The sequence below is a fragment of the Herbaspirillum sp. meg3 genome (assembly GCF_002257565.1).
In the GTDB taxonomy this organism is placed as follows: domain Bacteria; phylum Pseudomonadota; class Gammaproteobacteria; order Burkholderiales; family Burkholderiaceae_D; genus Herbaspirillum.
Map to the genome: position 1 here is coordinate 1,296,597 of NZ_CP022736.1, position 20,311 is coordinate 1,316,907.

Genomic DNA, 20,311 nt, shown 5'->3' on the forward strand with positions numbered 1-20,311 from the left:
CGGCAGTTTGTTCTCTTTGGGCAAATTACCCACATTGCAAGGGTAAGGCCGCGACAAGGCTGCATCATTTGTGCTCTATTCAGGTGCCACGGTCGATGCATTGACCCGCAGCAATGCTGTCCGGCGACTTTATAATTGGACGATTTTGGACGCTTGTCCGACGTTTTTCTTTTTATCTTCCATGCCCGCATTGACCGACAACGACCCGCCACCGACACCGCCGATAGAGCCTCAGCTCGAAGATTGCTGTCAGAGCGGTTGCGATCCCTGCATTTTTGATATTTATCAGGATGCATTGGAGCGTTATCGACTTGCCTTGAAAGAATGGCAAGCGCGCCGGGATGCCGCTGCCAGAAAGCAATAAGCCGTCCAGGTGCTTCAGATAGCTCTGGACGACGCACTATGCGCGTGGCAGAAGTCTTCTGTCATTTGAGGGTCATATTCTTCGTGTAAGTTCTGACGGTACCCTGACCGACAAACCGGGTGCCGGTCTGCCAGACCGGTTCAGACCCAGATGGAGAAAAAATGAACGACGAAGAACTGGTACGCCGCATCCACCGTGAACTGGCGGACAGCTATGACGAAGAGCTGGAACTGGAAATTGAGGATCGCACGATTGAAGAGCTGGCCGAAGGCGTAGATGCCCGCAGCGAGCAGGACAAGGCGGATCGCCGTCTGTATTTCCGTGAACTGTTCCGCCTGCAAGCCGAGCTGGTCAAGTTGCAGGATTGGGTGGTCGCCACCGGTCACAAGGTAGTTATCTTGTTTGAAGGCCGCGACGCAGCAGGCAAGGGCGGTGTCATCAAGCGCATCACTCAGCGCCTCAATCCACGCGTGTGCCGTGTTGCCGCTCTGCCGGCGCCGAACGACCGAGAACGCACGCAATGGTATTTTCAGCGCTATATTTCGCATCTGCCGGCCGCTGGCGAGATCGTGCTGTTCGACCGCAGCTGGTACAACCGCGCCGGTGTCGAGCGCGTCATGGGTTTTTGTACGGATGACCAGTATGAAGAATTCTTCCGCTCCGCACCGGAGTTCGAGCGCATGCTGGCGCGCTCCGGCATTCAGCTGATCAAATACTGGTTCTCCATCACCGACGAAGAGCAGCACATGCGCTTCCTGAGCCGCATCCATGATCCGCTGAAACAGTGGAAACTCAGCCCGATGGACCTGGAATCGCGCCGTCGCTGGGAGGACTACACCAAGGCCAAGGAAATCATGCTGGAGCGCACCCACATCCCCGAAGCGCCATGGTGGGTCGTACAGGCCGTCGACAAGAAAAAAGCGCGCCTGAACTGCATCCATCACTTGCTGGGCCAGATGCCGTACGGCGAAGTCGAACACTCGCCGATCTCGCTGCCTGAACGCGTGCGTCACGACGACTACTTCCGCCGCGAAGTATCGAGCGAAATCGTGGTGCCGGAAGTGTATTGATTGTTTCGGTCAGCGTAGCAGGGGTTGTGATGCAATGAAAAAACGGGAGCCAAGGCTCCCGTTTTTTGTTGTGCGGAAAATTGAGGATCGCTCAGAAATACTTTTTCAGGACTTCACCAAACGCTTGTTCAGCCGACATGCCGGCACGCATCATGGCGGTGATTTCCGTGGAGTGCTCGCCGATGGTGTCAGGCAGCGTGGAGCGATTGGCTTTGAAGTATTCGTACTTCTCGCTGTCGACCAGATCCTTGGCGCGGGTTGCGGCGCTCGGCGCGCGCGTGGTGCTGGCGCGCTTGACGGTGCCGGTGCTCATCGTACGTGCCGGCTTCAGACCGCCGACCTTGGCCAGCTTGATCTGTTCCAGGGTGAATACGCCGGTGGAGTTGCCGGGAGCGAACTCGGCTTCTTCAGGATGATGCAGGTGATGGTTGCCGTCGAAGGCCATCTTCTTGCCGGCGCTGTTGGTGAGCTGATAGCGCGGGCCGTTACCCGAGGTGACCAGCGCGAACTGCACGCGATCGCCGTAAGTATCCATCTGGGTGATGACACCGGTCAGGTAGTCGGCCTTCAGGGATTCGATATTGCCGTTCCAGCGTTTGCTTCTTGTCGTAGTCAAAATATGTACTTCCAGTAATGATGGCGACCGCGCGCGAGGGGATCGGAAGAGGAAATCAGCAATCCGTGGCGGCCAGCCTGAAAAATCAGTTTGACCCTCCATTATCCTCTTCTCGCGCAGAGATTGACAGGGCAGGCGGGAAATTTGCCCTTGTTTTATGCAGAATTTATTTCTTGATCGTCGCAAAGCCTCTCCCATGGCCGATGTTGGTAAAAGACAATCATGTCGCGCGGAAATATTGCAGCTATAATGTCCGACAGCAAAGGCAACCGGGGAATGCCGCCTTGCATCAGACATCACACGCCGATCAACCCGATAGAGACAATAAAAAGGCAGGCATCATGGGGCAGGGAATCGTTTTGTTTCATCGGTCATGGGGATTGGCCATCGCGCTGGTTTGCGTCAGTCCACTCGCGTACGCTGAGGTACAGGACTATGTTCAGGCCGGCATCATCAAGGTGGTGCGCGGTGATGTGCAAGTGCTGCGTCAGGGAGCGGCGCAAAAGCCCGCTCAGGCAAGCGGAGCGCAAGCTGCTTCACCGCCATCGACCTCACCGCCGGTCATTGTCCACGTCGGCGATCGCCTGTTCTCCGGTGATCGCGTCGTCACCGGCGATGGCGCTGCAGTCGGCATTACCCTGCGCGACGACACGCTGGTGTCGCTCGGTCCCAAGAGCACATTCGTGCTCGAACAATACAATTTCAATGAAAGCTCCGGCGAAGGCAACGTCGCCGTGCGCGTGGTCAAGGGCACCTTGCGCTACGTCACCGGCCTGATCGGCAAGCACGCTCCGGAGCGTCAGCAAGTCATGACGCCGACGGCGACCATCGGCATACGCGGCACCGATTTCATCGTGGACGTGGCCAGTGAATAAGCCTGGCGGCGGTACGCGCCTGGGTAAGCTCCTCGCATTCTGGAGCTGTCTCGCGGGCTTTGCTCTTCTGACCGGTTGCGCCGGACCGAAGGAACGTTTCGTCCTGTTGCCGCAACCGGATGGTTCATCCAGCAGCATCGTGGTCAAGACCAATGCCGGCGAGACACCATTGACCACGCCCTACGCCTCGGTGGAAACCGACGGCGGCAAAGCCGGCAAGACGCTGACCCTGAGCGAAGCCCAGGTGCAGGCGCGCTATGCTCCGGTGATGGACAACTTGCCCTTGCGGCCGCGTACCTATGTTTTGCTGTTCGAACTGGGGCGCGACCGTCTCACGCCCGCCGCACGCAAATTTCTCGATCAGGCGATTGAAGAATTCAAGCAATTCCCCGCGGGCGAATTCATCGTTATCGGCCACGCCGACAACATCGGCAACGATGCCTTCAACGACACGCTGTCGGTACGGCGCGCCAAGCTGATCGAGCGCGAATTGATCCGTGCTAAAGTCAACCTGATCAGCATCGAGGTGATCGGCAAAGGATCTCGCGAACCGCGTGTCCCTGCGAAGAAGGGTGTGCCGGAGCCGGGTAATCGTTACGTAGAAATCAAGCTGCGCTAAGAATCGCTAACAAAACGCCGCATCATCAGTTTCACCACATTCAGAGACATGGCCACTATCTATCTGGCGTATTCGCCGCAAACGCGCGTCAATTACTATGGCGAGCGCGCCCTGACGCGTTTGCAAGCGCTCGGCGAGGTGCGATTGAATCAGAGTGAAGTGGCGCTGACACCCGCCGATCTGGCGCGTGAAGCCGCCGGTTGCGACATCATCGTCGCACCGCGCATTCCCGCTGCGACAGCAGAATTGTTCGACAATCTGCCGCAACTGGTCGCCTATTGCCGCGGCGCCGTAGACATCCGCACCATCGACGTTGCTGCCGCCAGCCGCAACGGTGTACTCGTGACACACGCCACGCCCGGCTTTGCAGCCTCGGTCGCAGAGTGGGTGCTGGCCGCGATGTTCGACCTCAGCCGCAACATCAGCGATGCCGTATCGGATTATCGCAACGGCATCGTACCCGCCGTCAGGATGGGACGCGAATTGCGCGGCGCGACGCTGGGTGTAGCAGGCTATGGCACCATCGGCCAGCATCTCTGTCGCCTCGCGCAAACGCTTGGGATGAAGGTGCTGGTGGCCGATCCTTACGCACGTATCGACGATCCGGCGCACGTTGCGGTCAGCTTCGATGCCTTGCTGGCGCAATCCGATTACGTTGTCTGCCTGGCGCCGGCCAATGCGGAGACTGCGCATATGTTCAACGCCGCCGCGTTTGCCAAGATGCAGGCGTCCGCCTTTTTCATCAATGCCTCGCGTGGTGAACTGGTTGATGAAGCGGCGTTGTTGCATGCACTGGATCATGGCGTCATGACAGCCTGTGCTCTTGATGTCGGCATGGCCCCCGACCAGATGCCGTCGCCCCATCTGGCGCGCCATCCGCGTGTGATTGCCACGCCGCACATTGGCGGACTTACACCGCAGGCAGCCGAGCATCAGGCCATGGACACGGTCAATCAAGTCGCAGCCATCGTTGCGGGACGCATACCGGAAGGCGCGGTCAACGCCGATCAGGCGACGCGGCTGTTGCGGCTGTTACGACCCTCAGCCGCTACATAAAAGCACAGTTCAACGGAGACATCCCATGGCCGCAACAGCACAGGCAAACGATATGCCCGCCGGGGCTTGTGATTGTCACATCCACATCTACGATTACACGCGTTTTGAGTTGGCGCCGACGGCCTTATCCAGACCGCCGCAAGCCTTGTGGTCGGACTATCGGCGCGAGCAGCAGGCATTGGGGCTGACCCGCGCAGTGGTGGTGCAGCCGACTGGTTATGGCTTCGACAATCGCTGCACGCTTGATGCGCTGACACAGGCAGGCGGCAACGCGCGCGGCATCGTGGCGATTGCGCCCGATGTCACCGAGGCTGAGTTGACGCAGATGGATGCCGCCGGCGTACGCGGTGTGCGCTTCATGATGATCGCCAATGGTGGCGGCGTGATGCGTTGGGACATGCTGGAGACCGTCGCCGCAAAGATTGCACCGCTGAACTGGAACATCAATCTGCAAATCGACGGCCGTGATTTTGAACAATACGAAGACGTGCTGAAGTCGTTGCCATGCCGCGTCGTCATCGACCACAACGGCAAATTTCTTACGCCGGTCAAGCCGGATCATCCCGGCATGAAAAGTCTGTTGCGCTTGCTCGATACCGGGCGTTGCTGGGTCAAGCTGTCAGCCCCTTACGAAACGTCACAAACCGGCGCGCCGGATTATGACGATGTCAGTGTGCTGGCAAAGACCTTCGTCGATGCCTATCCGGAACGCTGCCTGTGGGCCAGCAACTGGCCGCATCCGAGGCGTAATCCCCAGCCGTCCAATCGCGCGCTGCTGGATCTGTTTCCGGTCTGGGCGCCTTCGGCAGAAGTACGCAAGCGCATTCTGGTCGACAACCCGGCAGCGCTTTACGGATTCTGAGCGTATTGCGGCAACGCAGGCCAGTTCCCTTGTGCCGCTGTGACGCCTGCAATTGCCTTGGCCATCGCTTGCATGGTGTGATCTTCCGTATCGTCAACTTCATAGAGATCATCCAGCGGCCATGCCAGCGACAACGGGGTGAGCTGCATGCCGAAGTGTGCTGCCGTCGCTTCGACGTCATGCGGCGTCCGCGTTCTGGCGATGAGATCGATCATCGTGGCAGGTAGCTCGGCATTGTCGCCTGCTTGTGCGACAGCGATGGTCTGGATGGGCACCTGTCTTCCATTGACCAGTTGTACCAGTTCCTTCAGGCTGTGTTCGTCAGGGCCGCCCAATTCATAGGTGCCTGCGCTGCCTGCGCCGAGCGCAGCGGCTTCTGCAATGGTGGCGATGTCGCCCAGATTGATCGGCCTGCAACGCTGTTCACCGGTGCCATAGACGGTCACCGGGACATCGGGTGCGCGTTGTTGCAGCGACAGTTCAAACGGCAGCGGTTGCGGGCTGCCGCGCACTACCGGGCCGTGGCGAAAGATCACCGCATTGCTCAGACGTGCCAGTGCCTGCTCCGCCAATCCCTTGGCTTTCAGATACCAGTTGCCCTCAGTGACGTCCGCACCGACGTGAGAGAAGTAAATCACACGGGTGTCGCGCTCGCCCACCGCAGCCGTGATGCGTTCGGCGGTATCGACCATGCCTTCCCGATAGGCATCCCAGTTGTTGGCGGCAACAACACCGGTCAGCAGGATGACGGCATCTGCTTCCGCGATGACTTCAAAGCTGCGCTCGCTGCGCGTCCAGTCGGTGACAACTTCGTCGGCGATCAAGCGTAGCGGTTGCCGCACCAGCGCGGTGACATGCACATCGGCATCGCGTAGCAACAGCATGAGCAGACGTGCAGTAGGACCGTTGGCCCCGGCGATGACGACCCGGCGCAAAGGTACGGTGGGTGCAGCGGGGGCGGTGTGAAAGTAGTGCATGGCTTCTCCCTGATTTGGCAGATATGCAGATGGAGACGTTCGAGAAGCCGCAATATTGTGCCGCACAAAAATATTTTTCCATCTGCTCTTTCCGGCGTACTTGCCTGTTACGCTGGCAGGCAATTTGCTCAGCAGCCTGTCAGGAATTCTGAAGAAAACGCAGCAAAACCCGGCAAAACAAGGCGATTGCAAGGTAATCACACTGCAACAGTGGGCAAGCCATTGAAATGCGTGTATGCATACCAACATGCACGGCAACATCATCTTTTTATCCTTCGCGAGGTCTCATGCCGTCACGTTTCACGATTGTTTTTGTGCTTTCCATATTGGGAGCCTTACACGCATGGATAGGCTGGCGCATCCTGCCTGCGCTCGGTATCGATGCCGCCTGGCAAGCCACCGGGGCCTTGCTGCTGGTGCTGTCGTATTTGCTGATCCCGGCCGGTTTGCTGTCGCGCGGCATCAAGCAACAGCCCTTGTCGGATCGCCTGGCCTGGGTCGGCATGCTGATCATGGGTTTGTTTTCATCGCTGCTGCTGCTGACGATTGTGCGTGAGATTGTGTTGCTGGTGCTGCCTTTGTTTGGTGCGTTGACGCCGGACATGGTGGAGAGCACTGCCTGGGCCGTCATTGGGTGCGCTTTGCTGTTGACCGTGATCGGCTATGCTAATGCACGCCGTCTGGCTGCCGTGGTCGACATCGACGTGCCGATCAAGGGCTTGTCGCCTGCTCTGGAAGGTTTCACCATCGTGCAGATCAGCGACATCCACGTCGGTCCCACCATCAAGCGCAGCTATTTGCGCGCCATCGTCGACAAGGTTAATTCATTGAAGGCCGACATGATCGCCATCACCGGTGATCTGGTTGATGGCAGCGTGCAGCAGTTGTCTGAGCACACAGCGCCGCTGGAGCAATTGCGCTCGCGTCACGGCGCTTACTTCGTCACCGGCAATCATGAGTATTACTCCAATGCGCATGCCTGGATTGAAGAGGTGCGACGTCTCGGCCTGACGGTCCTGATGAACGAGCATGTGGTGCTGCAGCATCATGGTGCGCCGCTGGTGCTGGCGGGCGTGACGGATTTCACCGCACATCATTTCGATGAGAATCATCGTAGTGATCCGCATGCGGCAATTCTCAATGCGCCGGTCAGTGCGACCAAGGTTTTATTGGCGCATCAACCGCGTTCTGCTGCTGCGGCTGCAGATGCTGGGTTTGATTTACAGTTGTCGGGGCATACGCATGGGGGGCAATTTTTTCCCTGGAATTTCTTTGTGCCGTTGCAGCAGCCTTATGTTGCCGGGTTGAATCGCTTGAAGGATCTGTGGGTGTATACCAGCCGTGGGACGGGGTATTGGGGGCCGCCTAAGAGGTTGTTGGCGCCTTCGGAGATTACGAGGTTGAGGTTGGTTAGTGCGTGAGGATTTGATCTGTTCCGACTTGCCTGCTTTTTGTAGCTGATTCTTTTCTTTCTTCGATCAACCTAGCCGGGGGCGGCCCGGCAGCCGCTCACTTTTCTTGCTTCGCCAAGAAAAGTAAGCAAAAGAAGGCGACCGCTGGGTCGTAGCCCCTTCGGGGTTCCCGGCGCCGGCAGGCACAAATCGGGAAGGGAAAACAACTCGCTGCGCTCAGACATTTTTCCCTTCTTTTTCCGATTTGCACCTGCCGTCACCGGCTACTCTCAAGCGGACTTCGAGACCGGCTCGCTTCGCTTTGCCGGGGGCTCGCCTTCGGCATCGTGGCTTCAGGTGCTGGTGATGCTGCAAACTTCACGTTTTCTTTTTAATTTCGTCGTCCCAGCGTCGTGACGACGTGCCGGCAAACTCCATCCTCACAGATACAACGCCTCCTGTTTCCGCTGCGCTCTTCTGATCGCTTGCGGGGGATATCCAAACACACGCAGAAACGCGCGGCGCATGCGTTCCGGGTCGTCGAAGCCGACGGCGCGGGCGATGTTTTCCAATGACTCTTCTCCTGCTTCCACACGTGGACGCGCCGCTTCCGCACGCAGCTTTTCAATCGCCTTGGCCGGTGTTTGTCCGGTCTCCGCGCTGAAGGCGCGGTCAAACTGGCGGCGGCTCAGGCAGGCTATTTCCGCCAGGCGATCTGCATTCAGTGATTCATGCAGATGGTTGCGTGCGTAGCTCAGGGTTTCGCGGATGCGGCCTGAGGGCGGATCCATTTCCAGCAGGTTGGAAAATTGCGATTGGCCGCCCGGACGACGGTGATACACCACCAGTTCGCGGGCGACGGCGCGTGCCAGTTCGACGCCAAGGTCTTCTTCAATCAGCGCCAGCGCGAGGTCGATGCCGGCGGAGATGCCGGCCGAGGTCCAGACATTGCCGTCTTTGATGAAGATCTTGTCGCTGTCGACTTGCACCGTCGGGTGCATGCGCTGCAACCTTGCCGCCATGCGCCAGTGCGTCGTGGCGCGCTTGCCGTCGAGCAGGCCGGCGGCGGCGAGGACGAAGGCTCCCGTGCAGACGCTGGCGACGCGGCGGGCCTGGCCGGCGGCGTGGCGGGTGTAGTCCAGCAAGGTCGCCGACAGCACGCCTTCACGCGGACCGGCGCCACCGGCGATGATCAGCGTATCGAATGCGCTGCGGTCCAGCGGGTGAGTGATGACCGCCGTTCCCGATGCACTTTCCAGCATACCGCCTTGTTCGGACATCACGCGCAGTTGATAAGGCCGGGACGCTCCGGAGCGTTCTTCACTGAGCCGGTTGGCAACGTCGAAGGCGGTCAGCGGGCCGGTGAAGTCAAGCAGGCTGCAATCGAGGAAGAGTAAAAAGCCGATCTTGCGCATGACAGTTTGTCCAAAAATGAGGATTGTCCAAAAACGAGGTTTTTATGTCATTTTGGACGCATGGTGGCACGGCACACTCTGGGTGTCAAATCACCTTGGAGTCGCATCATGAACACAGCCGCACAAGCTACGACGGAGGGACTCGCCGGGCGCAGGGACAGCCATCGCTGGAAAATCCTCGGCATCGGTGTGCTGGCCAACGCCAGCTTTTCCGCCGCCTTTGCCGGGATCCCCGTCACTGCCATTTTCATGCGCGCCGATTATCGTCTCGACAACACGCAACTTGGTCTGGTGCTGGGTTCGCTCGGTCTCGGCGTGGCGGTGAGCGAATTGCCTTGGGGTGTGCTGACCGACCGCTGGGGCGACCGCAACGTGTTGCTATGCGGTCTGATTACCACTGCGCTGGCATTGGCGGCGATGGCTTTGTTTGTTGTGCCCGGCATTGATGGCATACCAACGATGTGGCAACTGGCGCTGGGTTTGCTGACGGTCGGCCTGCTTGGCGGCAGCGTCAACGGCTCCAGCGGCCGTGCAGTGATGGGCTGGTTTCGTGAAGGCGAGCGCGGCCTGGCAATGAGCATCCGCCAGACCGCGGTACCGGTCGGCGGCGGTGTCGGTGCAGTGGTGTTGCCGGCACTGGCGTCGGCGCATGGCTTTGCGGCAGTGTATGGATTGCTGGCGCTGTTCTGTTTGCTCAGCGCCGCCATGGCGTGGTTGTGGCTGCATGAGCCGCCTGCGGTTGCAGCCGACATGAATGCTCCGGCACAGACGCGCAGTGCCTTGCGTGACATCAAGGTCTGGCGCGTGGCGATGGCGATCGGGATTTTGTGTTTTCCGCAGGTGTCGGTGCTGACCTTTGCAACGATCTTCTTGCACGACGTCGGTCATGCCGGCTTGACCCTGATCAGCGCGACCATGGCGGCAATTCAGATCGGCGCGGCAGTGATGCGGGTCTGGAGCGGGCGCTGGACTGACCGTCACGGCAACCGCCGCAGTTATCTGCGCACCTGCAGCGCATTGAGCGTAGTGCTGTTCGTCGGATTGGGCGTGCTGGCGGCATTGGCGCCGGCAAGCTGGCCGCAATGGGTATTGGGGCTCATCGTACTGATGCTGATCGCCGGTGGCATCTGCGCTTCGGCCTGGCATGGTGTGGCTTATACCGAACTGGCGACGCTGGCCGGTGCGCATCAGGTCGGCACGGCGCTGGGGCTGGGCAACACCTGCGTGTTCCTGGTGTTCTTCCTGGCGGCGCAGGCGGTACCGCTCTTGCTGGCTTGGCAATCATGGCCGGCGGTGTGGCTGGCGGGCGCGGTCGGCGCGCTGATTGCGTGGCCGATTTTTCTCAGGCAGGCGCGTTGATGCCGGGTTGATGTCGAGTTGATGTCGGGTTGATGTAATAATCATCCGCTTCAACCACTTCTTTTCTCCGTCATGGATCGTCTGAGCGACATGCGTCTGTTTCTGAGCGCGGCTTCCGCCGGCAGCTTTTCCGCCGCCGGGCGCAAGGTCGGCTTGTCGCCGGCGGCTTCAAGCGCGGCCATGCAAAGGCTGGAGCAGTCGCTCGGCGTCAAGCTGTTCGAGCGCACCACGCGCCAGTTGCGGCTGACGGAAGAAGGGCGGCTCTATCAGTACTACTGCCAGCAAGCCATCGACGCCATCACCGAAGCCGAACATCAACTGCAAGCCGGCAAGCAACTTGTGCAAGGCACGGTGCGCATCTCGGCGCCGTCGGATCTGGGGCGCAATCTGCTGCAGGACTATCTGCTGGAATTCTCACAGCGCTATCCGGACGTGCGTTTCGTCCTGGCGCTGACCGACTCGCACGCCAATCTGGTGCTTGACGATGTCGACGTCGCCATTCGTTACGGCAAGCTCGCCGACAGCAGCATGGTGGCGCGCACATTGGTGCCCAATCGCCGCGTGATTTGCGTGGCGCCGGCTTGTGACGATCATTTCGGTCCACTGAAGGAATTGTCGCAACTTGCGCAGCGGCCCGCACTGGTGCTGACGACCTCGGCCGGTCCGATGAACGTGTGGCAGTTCCAGAGCGGCAAGCGCGTCGAATCCATCCAGCTTGAACACTATCACGAAACCAACGACGGCGAGATCCTGCGCAAGTGGGCCGTGCAGGGACGTGGTTATGCGTATAAGTCCGCGCTTGATATCGTCGATGACGTTCGTGCGGCACGCCTGCGCATCGTGCTGCCCGACAAGCTGTCGGCGCCGGTGCCGCTGCATGCGCTGTATCACCGCAACAAGCACCAGCCACCGCGCGTCAAGCTGCTGCTGGACTTCCTGCAAGAGCGTTTCGCTGCCCAGTCCGCCGCACTGGAGGAGCTGGGCATCGCTTTTTAGGTGACCGGTGAATAGTCACTATAGCCGCGCTGATCGCCACCAAACAAGGTCGCACCGTCGAGGTCGGCCAGCGCCAGATTTTCCTGCAGGCGTTTCGGCAAATCCGGATTGGCGACGAAAGGCCTGCCGAAGGCCACCAGGTCAGCCAGTCCATCAGCCAATATCTTGCCTGCGCGATCCTTGTCATAACGTCCGGCCACCACGATGCGTCCCGAGTAAGCGGCGCGCAACTTGTGGCGGAAGTCTTCGGGAATCGTCGGCGCGTCGTCCCAGTCGGCTTCGGATAAATGGATATAGGCGACCTTGAGTTTTTCCAGTTCGCCGGCGGCGTAGAGGATGGTGTCGACGATTTCCGGATCGGCCATGTCCTTGATGGTGATGTAAGGAGCCAGTCTTACCCCGACGTGTTCTGCGCCGATTTCCTTGACCACTGCCGTCACCACTTCGCGCAAAAAGCGTACGCGGTTGTCGACGCTGCCGCCGTACTGATCGGTGCGATGGTTGGAGACCGTGCGTAGAAACTGATCGATCAGGTAGCCGTTGCCGCCATGGAATTCAATGCCGTCAAAGCCGGCTTTCATCGCATTGGCCGCCGCCTGGCGAAAGTCTTCGACGATGTTGGCGATTTCTGCCACCGTCAGTTCACGTGGCATCGAGGTATCGATCATGCGGCCGACGCCGTCGTCACCCACAATCCACACTTGCGTACCGCGCGGCTGGATGGCTGACGGCGCAACCGGCGCAGCACCGTCATGGAATACCGTATGCGACACACGGCCGACGTGCCACAACTGCACGAAGATGCGTCCGCCCTTGGCATGCACGGCATCGGTGACCAGCTTCCAGCCGGCGATCTGTTCCTGGGTGTGGATACCCGGCGTGAACGAATAGCCCTGGCCTTGTGGGGAAATCTGTGTCGCTTCGCTCACGATCAGACCGGCCGTTGCGCGCTGGGCATAGTATTCGGCCATCATCTGGTTGGGGATATTGCCTGGCTGCGTGGTACGGGCGCGTGTCATCGGCGCCATCACGATACGGTTGGGCAACTGAGACTCACCCAGTTGCAATGTTGAAAACAGGGTTGAGTCTTTCAATGGTGTGGTGTTAGTCATTACAGTAATCCTCCGCCTTCGATATCCAGTACGGCGCCGCTGACGAAGCCGTTTTCCATGGCAAGCATGTATGCCTGCGCGACATCCTGCGGTGTGCCGACACGGCCCACCGGTAAACTCTGGCCGATACGGGCCATTGCCGCTACGCGCGATTCTGCGCCGGCTTCGCCCCACAACTCTGTGTCAATGACGCCGGGGCTGACGACGTTCACGCGGCGCGGCGCCAGTTCCTTCGCGAGGGTTTTTGCGGTCGCTTCCACCGCAGCGTTCAGCGTGCTCTTGAGCAAACCACCGGGGCCGAACTTGCGAGACAGCAGGCCGGAAGTCAGCGTCACGGACGCCTTGGGCGCCAGGTAAGGCTGTGCCGCCTGGATCGCAAACAGCGAACCGAACAGCTTGACGTTGAAGGCCAGTTCCAGTTCGTCGCGCTTGAGATCGGTCAGCTTGGGCGACCCGACGCGAGCGCCGGCAGTCAGCACCAGATGATCGATCCTGCCGATGGCGGCAAAGGCTTGGTTGAGGGCGGCGTTGTCGGTGACGTCGGCAGCGATGGCTACAATACCGCGCAGACTATCGTCGGCTTTCGCCGAGCGCCCGATAATGGTAACGGTGGCGCCGCGTTGTGCCGCCTCCTTGGCGACTTCGCGGCCGATGCCGGAAGTGCCGCCGATGACGACGACTTGCTGGTTTTTCAGTGAGGTGTCGGACATGATGATCTTTCAGTAGATGAGTGGTGTGTTTCTGTTCTTATTGCTGAATGACACCGAGCTGCTGCATCAATGTCAGGTTGTCTTCCAGATGCCAGTTCTCGGCGATCTTGCCATCCTGGATGCGATACAGATCGTGGGCTTGAAAATCGATGGCTTGCCCTTTACCCTGCAGCGCGCCGAACACCCCGGTGAAGTGGCCTCGAAAGCGCAGATGCACTGCGACGCGATCACCGGCTACCGTCATGTCCTGCACTTCTGCACTCAGATCAGGCACAGCCTTGCGGAAACCGGCTGACGCCTGCAAGGGACCATCGACGCCTTGCGGACGCCCTACAGGCAGCGTGCGATCGATGAACGACGGGCTCAGCGCCTGCTGCGCCAGCTGTGCATCGCCGGTGTTCCAGAATGCTGCGTAACGGCGTGCTGCCAGTACGCGTGCATCGGTAGCGATCTCCGCTGCCGGCAGATCGATGGCGAGATGCTGCGGCATCGGCAGCTTGTTCTCGGCAGCCTGGGCAAGAGGGGCATTCATCAGCGTTACAGCCAGGCCGGTCAGCGCCAGGGCGTATGTCCATTTCTTGTTCTTCATGGTGTTTCTCCGGGTATCAAGTAAGTGAATGCATTGTCGGCCGCAGCGACTTTCTTGAGAATGTGTCCGGTGCTTGAATCATCTTCTTGATATTTTTGAAGATGGGTCAATTGCCTGCCCGAATAACCCTGTTTTTTTGATCTTTAGACGACTGGTCTAATTTTTGGGTAAAATAGCCAAATCATGAGAGATACCTACGCCGAAACCAAACTCGCCATCCTGCTCGCAGGACGGGGCCTTATCGCCAAGAAAGGCTTTACCGGCGTGGGTTTGAGCGAGCTGCTGGCGGCAGCCGACATTCCGAAAGGCTCCTTCTACCATTACTTCGGTTCCAAGGAAGGCTATGGCAAGGAGCTGATCGAGCAATACGTCAACGAATACCTGCAAGTGCTCGACAAGATTTTTGCTCCCGGCGAAATGAGCGCCCGTGACCGGCTGCTGACCTACTGGGGGCACTGGATCGAGACGCAATGCTGCGAGATGACCGAGCATAAATGCCTCGTGGTCAAACTCAGCGCAGAAGTGGCGGATCTTTCTGATGACATGCGCGTCGCCCTGTATGAAGGCACACAAGCTTTCATGGTGCGCATCGCCGGCGTGATTCAGGAGGGCATCGATGAAGGTTCCCTGCATACCGCGCTGGAACCTGCCAAGACGGCGCAGATGCTGTATCAGCTGTGGCTGGGCGCGAGTTTGATCAGCAAGCTGAGCAAAGGTCGCGACGCACTCGAAGGCGCGATGGATGTCACCCGGCGCGTACTGGTTGCACCATAAAGTCGATCGCATCGCCCATTGAAATTTGAAAGCAAACACTGCTGACATCGTGGTCGGCAGGGACTCACTTTTTCCAAAGGAAAGTATCATGCCGCAATCCCCAAGCATCAATCGTCGCATCGTCCTGGCGTCGCGTCCTGCCGCCGCCCCGGCACCCGAGAATTTCCGCATCGAAGAAGTCGCCGTGCCGACGCCGGCGGCGGGGCAGTTCCTGTTGCGTGCGGACTATCTCTCGCTTGATCCCTACATGCGCGGCCGCATGAGCGACGCGCCGTCGTATGCACCCTGTGTCGAAATCGGCGGCGTCATGACCGGCGGCACCGTGTCGCGCGTGGTGGCGTCGCAGCATCCGGATTATCAGGAAGGCGATCTGGTGATGGCCTATACCGGCTGGCAAGACTACGCTTTGTCCGACGGCACCGGTGCCACCAAGCTGGACAAGAACATGCCGCGTCCATCGTATGCGCTCGGCCTGTTCGGCATGCCGGGTTTCACCGCTTACGCGGGCTTGCTCGACATCGGTCAGCCTAAAGAAGGTGAGACCGTCGTCGTTGCGGCAGCAACCGGTGCGGTCGGTTCCGTGGTCGGGCAGATCGCCAAGCTCAAGGGTTGCCGCGTGATCGGCATTGCCGGCGGCGCCGAGAAATGCCGCTACGCCGTGGAAGAACTTGGCTTCGACGCCTGCATTGATCACCGCAGCGACGACATGCCGCAACAACTCAAGGACGCCTGCCCGCAAGGCATCGACGTCTATTTCGAAAACGTTGGCGGCAAAGTGTTCGAAGCCGTGCTGCCTTTGCTCAATGTGCATGCACGCGTACCGCTGTGCGGCCTGATCGCGCAATACAGCGGCGTCGCACCGAATGCGGCCTTGCTCGCCACGCTGCCGCGCAATTTGCTGACCAAGCGCATCCGCATGCAGGGCTTCATCATTTTCGATTACTACCAGCGCGCCGGTTATTTCGCCGAGTTCTTCAAGGACATGAGTGCCTGGGTTGCCGCCGGCAAGATCAAGTATCGCGAAGACGTGGTGCAAGGTCTGGAGAATGCACCGCAAGCCTTCATGGGCATGCTGGAAGGCAAGAACTTCGGCAAGCTCGTGGTTCAGATCGCATAATTTTTTGTAGCGTTTTTTGTAGCGCATTTCAGTCGCCCGGCTCGGGCGTCAGCAAGGACACAGCATGATTCCGTTTTCCGTACTCGACCTATCGCCGATTAATCAAGGCAGCACCGCCGCGCAAGCTTTTCAAAACAGCAAGGAGCTGGCGCAGAAGGCGGAAGCCCTCGGCTACAACCGCTACTGGCTGGCAGAGCATCACAACATGACCGGCATCGCCAGCGCGGCGACCTCGGTGGTGATCTCGCATATCGCGGCCAACACCAAGACCATCCGCGTCGGCGCCGGCGGCATCATGCTGCCCAACCATTCGCCGCTGGTGATTGCCGAACAATTCGGCACCCTGGAGTCGCTCTATCCGGGTCGTATCGATCTTGGACTGGGCCGCGCGCCGGGTTCCGATCAACGTACCGCGCGCGCCTTGCGCCGCCATCTTGGCGACAGTGCCGACACCTTCCCGCAAGACGTGGTGGAGTTGCAGGAATATTTCAAGGAATCTTCGCCGTATCAGTCCGTGCGCGCCGTGCCCGGCTATGGCCTGAACGTGCCGCTGTGGCTGCTCGGCTCCAGCATGTTCAGCGCTCAGCTGGCGGCGGAACTGGGTTTGCCGTTTGCGTTCGCTTCGCACTTTGCGCCGGGTTTCATGAAGTCGGCCATCGAGATTTACCGCAGCCGCTTCAAGCCGTCCGAGGCACTGGCGCGTCCGCACGTCATGCTCGGCCTGAACGTTTTCGCCGCCGATACGGATCGCGAAGGCGAGCGCTTGTTCACCTCGCTGCAACAGCAGTTTGTGAATCTCGTGCGCGGTGTGCCGGGCCAGTTGAATCCACCGCGCGAGACCATGGAAGACTACTGGCGTCCGGAAGAAAAATCCCACGTCGAACGTTCGCTGTCCTGCGCCATCGTCGGCTCGCCCGACACCGTACGTGAAGGTTTGCAAAACTTCATCGACGACACCGGCGCCGATGAGCTGATGATCACCGCGCAGATCTACGATCACGCGGCGCGTTTGCGGTCGTTTGAAATTGTAGCGGAAGCGCGCGAGGCCTTGACGCCTAAGGTGCCGACACTGGAGTTTTGAAGTAGCAGGGAAGCAGGAGACAAAAATAAAGGCCGGTCCATGAAAATGGCCCGGCCTTTTCATTTAACACCGTGCGTTCACTCCATACCGAGCATGCGCGCCAGGCTGTTGGCCGACTTCTCGCTGACCAGATGGATGCGTTGTTCCAGCACCAGCAAGTGTTCTTCCATGGCGGCGATGGCGCCGGCGGCATCGCCTTTTTCGATGAAGTCGACGATGCTGGTGTGTTCGTCATGTTCGCAGGCGGCGTAGCCCGATGGCTCGTGCAAGGCCACGATCAGCGAGCAGCGCGAGATCAGTTCGCTCAGATAGCGTTGCAGGATGGGATTGCGTGAGAGTTCCGCCACACGCAGGTGGAAGGCCGATGCCAGCCGTGCCCAGTCGGTCTGGGCATAGTCGTGCATGGCGGCGTGTTCTTCCTTGAGCTGGCGGCGCAGCTTGGCGAGATCGGACTTGGTGGCGTTCTTGACGGCGAGTGACAGCACGGCGGATTCCAGCGAGCGGCGTGCTTCGAAGATTTCGCGTGTTTCTTCCGGCGTGGGCATGGCGACGATGGCGCCGCGGTTGGGACGCAGTTCGACGATGTGTTCATGCGCAAGTTTTTGCAGCGCCTTTTGCACCACCGTGCGGCCGACGCCGAACAGTTCGCACAACGCAGCTTCCGGTAGTTTGGTGCCGGGCGTCAGACGCTGGCTCATCACACTGGCGAAGACGGTCTGGTAGATGCGCTGGATGATGTCCTCGCCGTCGTCGCCATTTGCGTTGGCGGAAGCATCTGCCAGTGCGTCATGGCGTACCTTGGGACGGCCGGTGCGGGCCGCCGGTTTGGACGTTGGCTTGGGCCTTGCGGCTTTTTTACCTGTGCTGCGAAGAGAAATATCGTTCATCGTTTTCTGCAATATGCTGCGAATTTTTCGACAAGGGCGTTAGGGCTGCAAGCGCTTCCACAAGGCCGTCGCCAGCCGTATCAGCGCCAGGTCGCTGCCTGCCGGGCCCAACAATGATACGCCGATCGGCAGCCCTGCGTATGTAGCAAACGGCAGACTGACCTGCGGCAGACCCGCCAGTCCTGCGATGCAGGTGATGCGGAAGGTGCGCATGCGGATCTGATCAACTTCCGCGCCGGTGGCCGTTAGCAGCGGGGCCACGCTGGCCGCCGACGGAATGATCGCGACGCCGTCCTGGCCGAGGAAGTTGCTGACTTGTCTGGCAATGTCTTGTTGGCGTTGTACCGCTAGCGCGGCGTTGTCGGCGCTGATGCCGGCGGCGGTCTGCCAGCGCGAGGCGACTGCTGAGCCGAAGCTGGGCTGATTCTCCGAGATCCATTTCCCATGCACTTGCCAGCCTTCATAGGCGGAAGCGGTGACATAAGTCTGACGCCAGTTTTCCAGCGTCCCGGCGTCCGCCAGCGTACAACGCGTGCGTGCGCCATCAAAAGCACTGAATACTTTTTCTATCTTGTCGTGGAACACGTCGTCGGCCTGCGCCAGTACGTCGGTCAGCAGCAGGGCACGCTTGAAGTCATGCGATGACGCCGGCAGCAAAGCTTTGCCCACGCGTTCAAAGACGTCCGCATCCTGCGCAAACCACGTGGCGGTATCGAAAGAGGGTTGCAGCGGCACCATCGCCGTGCGCGGCAGCAGTCCATGCGTGGTGCGCAAGCCCCACACGCCGCAGTAGCTGGCCGGTACACGCGTTGAACCGCCGGTGTCGGTGCCGAGCGCGAAGTCGCACAAACCTGCGGCCACTGCGGCGACAGATCCGCTCGACGAGCCGCCCGGTACGCGATCCGGCGCGCGCGTATTGATCGGTGTGCCGTAGTGGACATTGTCGCCGTGGATGCTGTAGGCGAGTTCGTCGGTGATGGTCTTGCCGACCAGCGTGGCGCCGGCGGCCAGCAAGGTCGTGACGATGGGGCTGCTGGTGTGCGGTACAGGATGCGTTGCCAGCCATGCCGGGTTGCCGGCACCGGTGGGATGGCCGGCGACGTCGAACACGTCCTTGACGGCAAAGCGCAGGCCGGTTAGCGATCCTTGCGGCGAACCGGCGACGACGAAGTGACCATGCGGCACCCAGGCGCGGGCGTAATCTTCGTGGGCTTGAGCGGAGGTAGATGTATTCATGCGATTACCCCTGCACCAGCGAGACGGCCGGCTCCGCTTTCAGGACTTCGAGTCCGTCGACGTGCTCGCAAATCGCCCCCGGCGTAGTGAACCAGACGTCACCCTTGTCGCGCGCCTGCGCAATATGTTTCAGCGCACGGCGCAGATGGCGCAGGCGGTAAGGTTGGCCGACCAGGTAGGGGTGCAGGGCGATGCCCATCACCAGCGGCTGCTTGCGCGATTGATCAAGCATTTCGTCGAAGTTGTCGATGATGAGCTGGGCGAAATCCTTGCCGTCCATCTGGCGCGCCACGATCATCGGAATGTCGTTGACCTCCTGCGGATAGGGGATCGACCACAGTGTCTTGCCGCTGCGCGTCTGCATGTGCGTCGGCTGGTCGTCGTGGCACCAGTTGAGGTTGTAGCGATAGCCGCTCTCCAGCAGCAGGTCGGGCGTGGCGATGGTTTCTGAAATCCACGGCGACAGCCAGCCGGCCGGTGTCTGACCGCTGTGCTGCTGCATGCGCTCGCGGCAATGTTGCAGCAGCGCCAGCTCTGCGGCTTCATCAAGTACGCCTTGCTGACGCGCGTTGGTGTGACCGTGGCCGATCAGTTCGTCGCCGCGCGCAACGAAGGCGGCAATCAGTTCCGGGCAATGGTCGTAGAGCGCCGTGTTGGCCAGCACGCCGGCCGGCAAGCCGAGACTGTCGAACAGTTCAAGGCAGCGCCAGGCACCGACGCGGTTGCCGTATTCACGCCATGCGTAGTTGAGTACATCGGGTTCCGAACCTGCGGGGCCGAGCCGCGCGCCCAGGCCTTCCCCAAAAGCGAAGTGCTCGATGTTGAACCCCAGGTAGACCGCCAGGCCGGCGCCGTTGGGCCAGCGGTAATGTGGACGCTGCGTGATGGCGGAGTAACCGAAGCGGCCATGAACGGGCAGGGCGCCGAATCGATTGCCATTGCCATGATTGTCGCTGGTCGATGATGGTGCGTTTGCTGTCTCGCTGTGCATCATTTTATTCATCTCTTTCCACTTTCTGCACGGTGTTTGTGCATTCTTGATTTCAATATGTGATGGATATTTGCATCAATAAAGTGAAGTTATTGCTGGTAATACTAAATACATATTGTCGGCAAAAACTAAAATTTATTGTGGCAGTTGGCATAGCCCTTGCATAAGTCATGCCGGGAAGCACGCAAAACCAACGACCTCAGTTGTTTACTTC

General features: G+C 59.8%; 21 protein-coding genes. 12 read left to right on the forward strand and 9 right to left on the reverse strand.

Going from position 1 to position 20,311, the window contains the following annotated elements; genetic code table 11:
* Positions 1 to 70 precede the first annotated feature (70 nt).
* Positions 71 to 364, forward strand: a complete 294-nt coding sequence (locus hmeg3_RS25020; protein ID WP_232511893.1) for an oxidoreductase-like domain-containing protein — start codon at positions 71 to 73, stop codon at positions 362 to 364.
* A gap of 161 nt (positions 365 to 525) precedes the next feature.
* Positions 526 to 1,434, forward strand: coding sequence for a polyphosphate kinase 2 (gene ppk2, locus hmeg3_RS05900; RefSeq protein ID WP_094562915.1), 909 nt, complete (start codon positions 526 to 528; stop codon positions 1,432 to 1,434).
* Between the two features lie 91 nt (positions 1,435 to 1,525).
* Here ppk2 and hmeg3_RS05905 read toward each other — a convergent pair whose 3' ends face one another.
* Positions 1,526 to 2,050: a hypothetical protein gene (locus hmeg3_RS05905; RefSeq protein WP_094562916.1), complete on the reverse strand. Its 525-nt coding sequence runs from the start codon at positions 2,048 to 2,050 to the stop codon at positions 1,526 to 1,528.
* Between the two features lie 284 nt (positions 2,051 to 2,334).
* Here hmeg3_RS05905 and hmeg3_RS05910 point away from each other — a divergent pair, with 284 nt between their 5' ends.
* From hmeg3_RS05910 to hmeg3_RS05925, 4 genes are read left to right on the forward strand one after another with little or no spacing between them, the layout of a single operon-like run.
* Positions 2,335 to 2,925 (forward strand): FecR domain-containing protein, encoded by a 591-nt coding sequence (locus tag hmeg3_RS05910; protein WP_232511899.1) that lies wholly within the window; start codon positions 2,335 to 2,337, stop codon positions 2,923 to 2,925.
* Complete coding sequence (locus hmeg3_RS05915; protein ID WP_232511900.1) at positions 2,918 to 3,544, forward strand: OmpA family protein; 627 nt, start codon at positions 2,918 to 2,920, stop codon at positions 3,542 to 3,544. The genes hmeg3_RS05910 and hmeg3_RS05915 overlap by 8 nt, the downstream gene beginning before the upstream one ends.
* A 48-nt stretch (positions 3,545 to 3,592) precedes the next feature.
* Positions 3,593 to 4,600: a hydroxyacid dehydrogenase gene (locus hmeg3_RS05920; RefSeq protein WP_094562918.1), complete on the forward strand. Its 1,008-nt coding sequence runs from the start codon at positions 3,593 to 3,595 to the stop codon at positions 4,598 to 4,600.
* Between the two features lie 25 nt (positions 4,601 to 4,625).
* Positions 4,626 to 5,462, forward strand: coding sequence for an amidohydrolase (locus hmeg3_RS05925; RefSeq protein ID WP_094562919.1), 837 nt, complete (start codon positions 4,626 to 4,628; stop codon positions 5,460 to 5,462).
* On the opposite strand, the gene hmeg3_RS05930 is transcribed toward hmeg3_RS05925, so the two are convergent.
* Entirely contained in the window at positions 5,450 to 6,439 is a 990-nt protein-coding gene (locus hmeg3_RS05930; RefSeq protein ID WP_094562920.1) for an SDR family oxidoreductase, read from the reverse strand. The genes hmeg3_RS05925 and hmeg3_RS05930 overlap by 13 nt on opposite strands.
* Before the next feature lie 287 nt (positions 6,440 to 6,726).
* On the opposite strand from hmeg3_RS05930, the gene hmeg3_RS05935 reads away from it, so the two are divergent.
* Positions 6,727 to 7,860 carry a metallophosphoesterase gene (locus hmeg3_RS05935; protein ID WP_094562921.1) on the forward strand — a complete coding sequence of 378 codons (1,134 nt, stop codon included), beginning with the start codon at positions 6,727 to 6,729 and terminating at the stop codon, positions 7,858 to 7,860.
* A 410-nt stretch (positions 7,861 to 8,270) separates the two neighbouring features.
* Here the strand turns inward: hmeg3_RS05935 and hmeg3_RS05940 are convergent, their stop codons facing one another.
* Positions 8,271 to 9,245, reverse strand: a complete 975-nt coding sequence (locus hmeg3_RS05940; protein ID WP_094562922.1) for a GlxA family transcriptional regulator — start codon at positions 9,243 to 9,245, stop codon at positions 8,271 to 8,273.
* A 108-nt stretch (positions 9,246 to 9,353) separates the two neighbouring features.
* On the opposite strand from hmeg3_RS05940, the gene hmeg3_RS05945 reads away from it, so the two are divergent.
* The gene (locus tag hmeg3_RS05945; RefSeq protein ID WP_094562923.1) at positions 9,354 to 10,604 is read left to right on the forward strand and encodes an MFS transporter; all 1,251 of its coding nucleotides are present in this window, start codon (positions 9,354 to 9,356) and stop codon (positions 10,602 to 10,604) included.
* A gap of 90 nt (positions 10,605 to 10,694) precedes the next feature.
* A complete protein-coding gene (locus hmeg3_RS05950; RefSeq protein ID WP_232511901.1) occupies positions 10,695 to 11,600 on the forward strand; it encodes a LysR family transcriptional regulator in 906 nt (301 codons plus the stop codon).
* Here the strand turns inward: hmeg3_RS05950 and hmeg3_RS05955 are convergent.
* The 3 genes from hmeg3_RS05955 to hmeg3_RS05965 are packed head-to-tail and all read right to left on the reverse strand — an operon-like array spanning position 11,597 to position 14,011.
* Positions 11,597 to 12,712, reverse strand: a complete 1,116-nt coding sequence (locus tag hmeg3_RS05955; protein WP_094562925.1) for an alkene reductase — start codon at positions 12,710 to 12,712, stop codon at positions 11,597 to 11,599. The two genes, hmeg3_RS05950 and hmeg3_RS05955, sit on opposite strands and share 4 nt — an antisense overlap.
* Entirely contained in the window at positions 12,712 to 13,422 is a 711-nt protein-coding gene (locus tag hmeg3_RS05960; protein WP_094562926.1) for an SDR family oxidoreductase, read from the reverse strand. The genes hmeg3_RS05955 and hmeg3_RS05960 overlap by 1 nt, the downstream gene beginning before the upstream one ends.
* 37 nt (positions 13,423 to 13,459) lie before the next feature.
* On the reverse strand, positions 13,460 to 14,011 hold the full coding sequence (locus hmeg3_RS05965; protein ID WP_094562927.1) for an ester cyclase: 552 nt from the start codon (positions 14,009 to 14,011) through the stop codon (positions 13,460 to 13,462).
* Between the two features lie 183 nt (positions 14,012 to 14,194).
* Between hmeg3_RS05965 and hmeg3_RS05970 the strand changes: the two genes are divergently transcribed.
* The 3 genes from hmeg3_RS05970 (at position 14,195) to hmeg3_RS05980 (ending at position 16,983) form a co-directional block, all read left to right on the forward strand.
* Positions 14,195 to 14,785 (forward strand): TetR/AcrR family transcriptional regulator, encoded by a 591-nt coding sequence (locus hmeg3_RS05970; RefSeq protein WP_094562928.1) that lies wholly within the window; start codon positions 14,195 to 14,197, stop codon positions 14,783 to 14,785.
* An 88-nt stretch (positions 14,786 to 14,873) separates the two neighbouring features.
* Positions 14,874 to 15,902 carry an NADP-dependent oxidoreductase gene (locus hmeg3_RS05975; RefSeq protein WP_094562929.1) on the forward strand — a complete coding sequence of 343 codons (1,029 nt, stop codon included), beginning with the start codon at positions 14,874 to 14,876 and terminating at the stop codon, positions 15,900 to 15,902.
* 64 nt (positions 15,903 to 15,966) lie between these two features.
* The gene (locus tag hmeg3_RS05980) at positions 15,967 to 16,983 is read left to right on the forward strand and encodes an LLM class flavin-dependent oxidoreductase (RefSeq protein ID WP_094562930.1); all 1,017 of its coding nucleotides are present in this window, start codon (positions 15,967 to 15,969) and stop codon (positions 16,981 to 16,983) included.
* Positions 16,984 to 17,060: 77 nt separating this feature from the next.
* On the opposite strand, the gene hmeg3_RS05985 is transcribed toward hmeg3_RS05980, so the two are convergent.
* Genes hmeg3_RS05985 through hmeg3_RS05995 form a run of 3 tightly spaced genes read right to left on the reverse strand, consistent with a single transcriptional unit; the run spans position 17,061 to position 20,109 of the window.
* Entirely contained in the window at positions 17,061 to 17,870 is an 810-nt protein-coding gene (locus tag hmeg3_RS05985; protein WP_094562931.1) for a GntR family transcriptional regulator, read from the reverse strand.
* 39 nt (positions 17,871 to 17,909) lie between these two features.
* Positions 17,910 to 19,106, reverse strand: a complete 1,197-nt coding sequence (locus tag hmeg3_RS05990; protein WP_094562932.1) for an amidase — start codon at positions 19,104 to 19,106, stop codon at positions 17,910 to 17,912.
* A gap of 4 nt (positions 19,107 to 19,110) precedes the next feature.
* Entirely contained in the window at positions 19,111 to 20,109 is a 999-nt protein-coding gene (locus hmeg3_RS05995) for a polysaccharide deacetylase family protein (protein ID WP_232511902.1), read from the reverse strand.
* Positions 20,110 to 20,311 lie beyond the last annotated feature (202 nt).

Coding starts and splice junctions, on each gene's coding strand:
- hmeg3_RS05935 (WP_094562921.1), top strand. CDS start 6,727: ATGCCGTCACGTTTCACGATTGTTTTTGTGCTTTCCATATTGGGAGCC.
- hmeg3_RS05965 (WP_094562927.1), bottom strand. CDS start 14,011: ATGAAGAACAAGAAATGGACATACGCCCTGGCGCTGACCGGCCTGGCT.
- ppk2 (WP_094562915.1), top strand. CDS start 526: ATGAACGACGAAGAACTGGTACGCCGCATCCACCGTGAACTGGCGGAC.
- hmeg3_RS05960 (WP_094562926.1), bottom strand. CDS start 13,422: ATGTCCGACACCTCACTGAAAAACCAGCAAGTCGTCGTCATCGGCGGC.
- hmeg3_RS05955 (WP_094562925.1), bottom strand. CDS start 12,712: ATGACTAACACCACACCATTGAAAGACTCAACCCTGTTTTCAACATTG.
- hmeg3_RS05945 (WP_094562923.1), top strand. CDS start 9,354: ATGAACACAGCCGCACAAGCTACGACGGAGGGACTCGCCGGGCGCAGG.
- hmeg3_RS05995 (WP_232511902.1), bottom strand. CDS start 20,109: ATGAATAAAATGATGCACAGCGAGACAGCAAACGCACCATCATCGACC.
- hmeg3_RS05950 (WP_232511901.1), top strand. CDS start 10,695: ATGCGTCTGTTTCTGAGCGCGGCTTCCGCCGGCAGCTTTTCCGCCGCC.
- hmeg3_RS05940 (WP_094562922.1), bottom strand. CDS start 9,245: ATGCGCAAGATCGGCTTTTTACTCTTCCTCGATTGCAGCCTGCTTGAC.
- hmeg3_RS05930 (WP_094562920.1), bottom strand. CDS start 6,439: ATGCACTACTTTCACACCGCCCCCGCTGCACCCACCGTACCTTTGCGC.
- hmeg3_RS05990 (WP_094562932.1), bottom strand. CDS start 19,106: ATGAATACATCTACCTCCGCTCAAGCCCACGAAGATTACGCCCGCGCC.
- hmeg3_RS05920 (WP_094562918.1), top strand. CDS start 3,593: ATGGCCACTATCTATCTGGCGTATTCGCCGCAAACGCGCGTCAATTAC.
- hmeg3_RS05980 (WP_094562930.1), top strand. CDS start 15,967: ATGATTCCGTTTTCCGTACTCGACCTATCGCCGATTAATCAAGGCAGC.
- hmeg3_RS05985 (WP_094562931.1), bottom strand. CDS start 17,870: ATGAACGATATTTCTCTTCGCAGCACAGGTAAAAAAGCCGCAAGGCCC.
- hmeg3_RS05975 (WP_094562929.1), top strand. CDS start 14,874: ATGCCGCAATCCCCAAGCATCAATCGTCGCATCGTCCTGGCGTCGCGT.
- hmeg3_RS05925 (WP_094562919.1), top strand. CDS start 4,626: ATGGCCGCAACAGCACAGGCAAACGATATGCCCGCCGGGGCTTGTGAT.
- hmeg3_RS05970 (WP_094562928.1), top strand. CDS start 14,195: ATGAGAGATACCTACGCCGAAACCAAACTCGCCATCCTGCTCGCAGGA.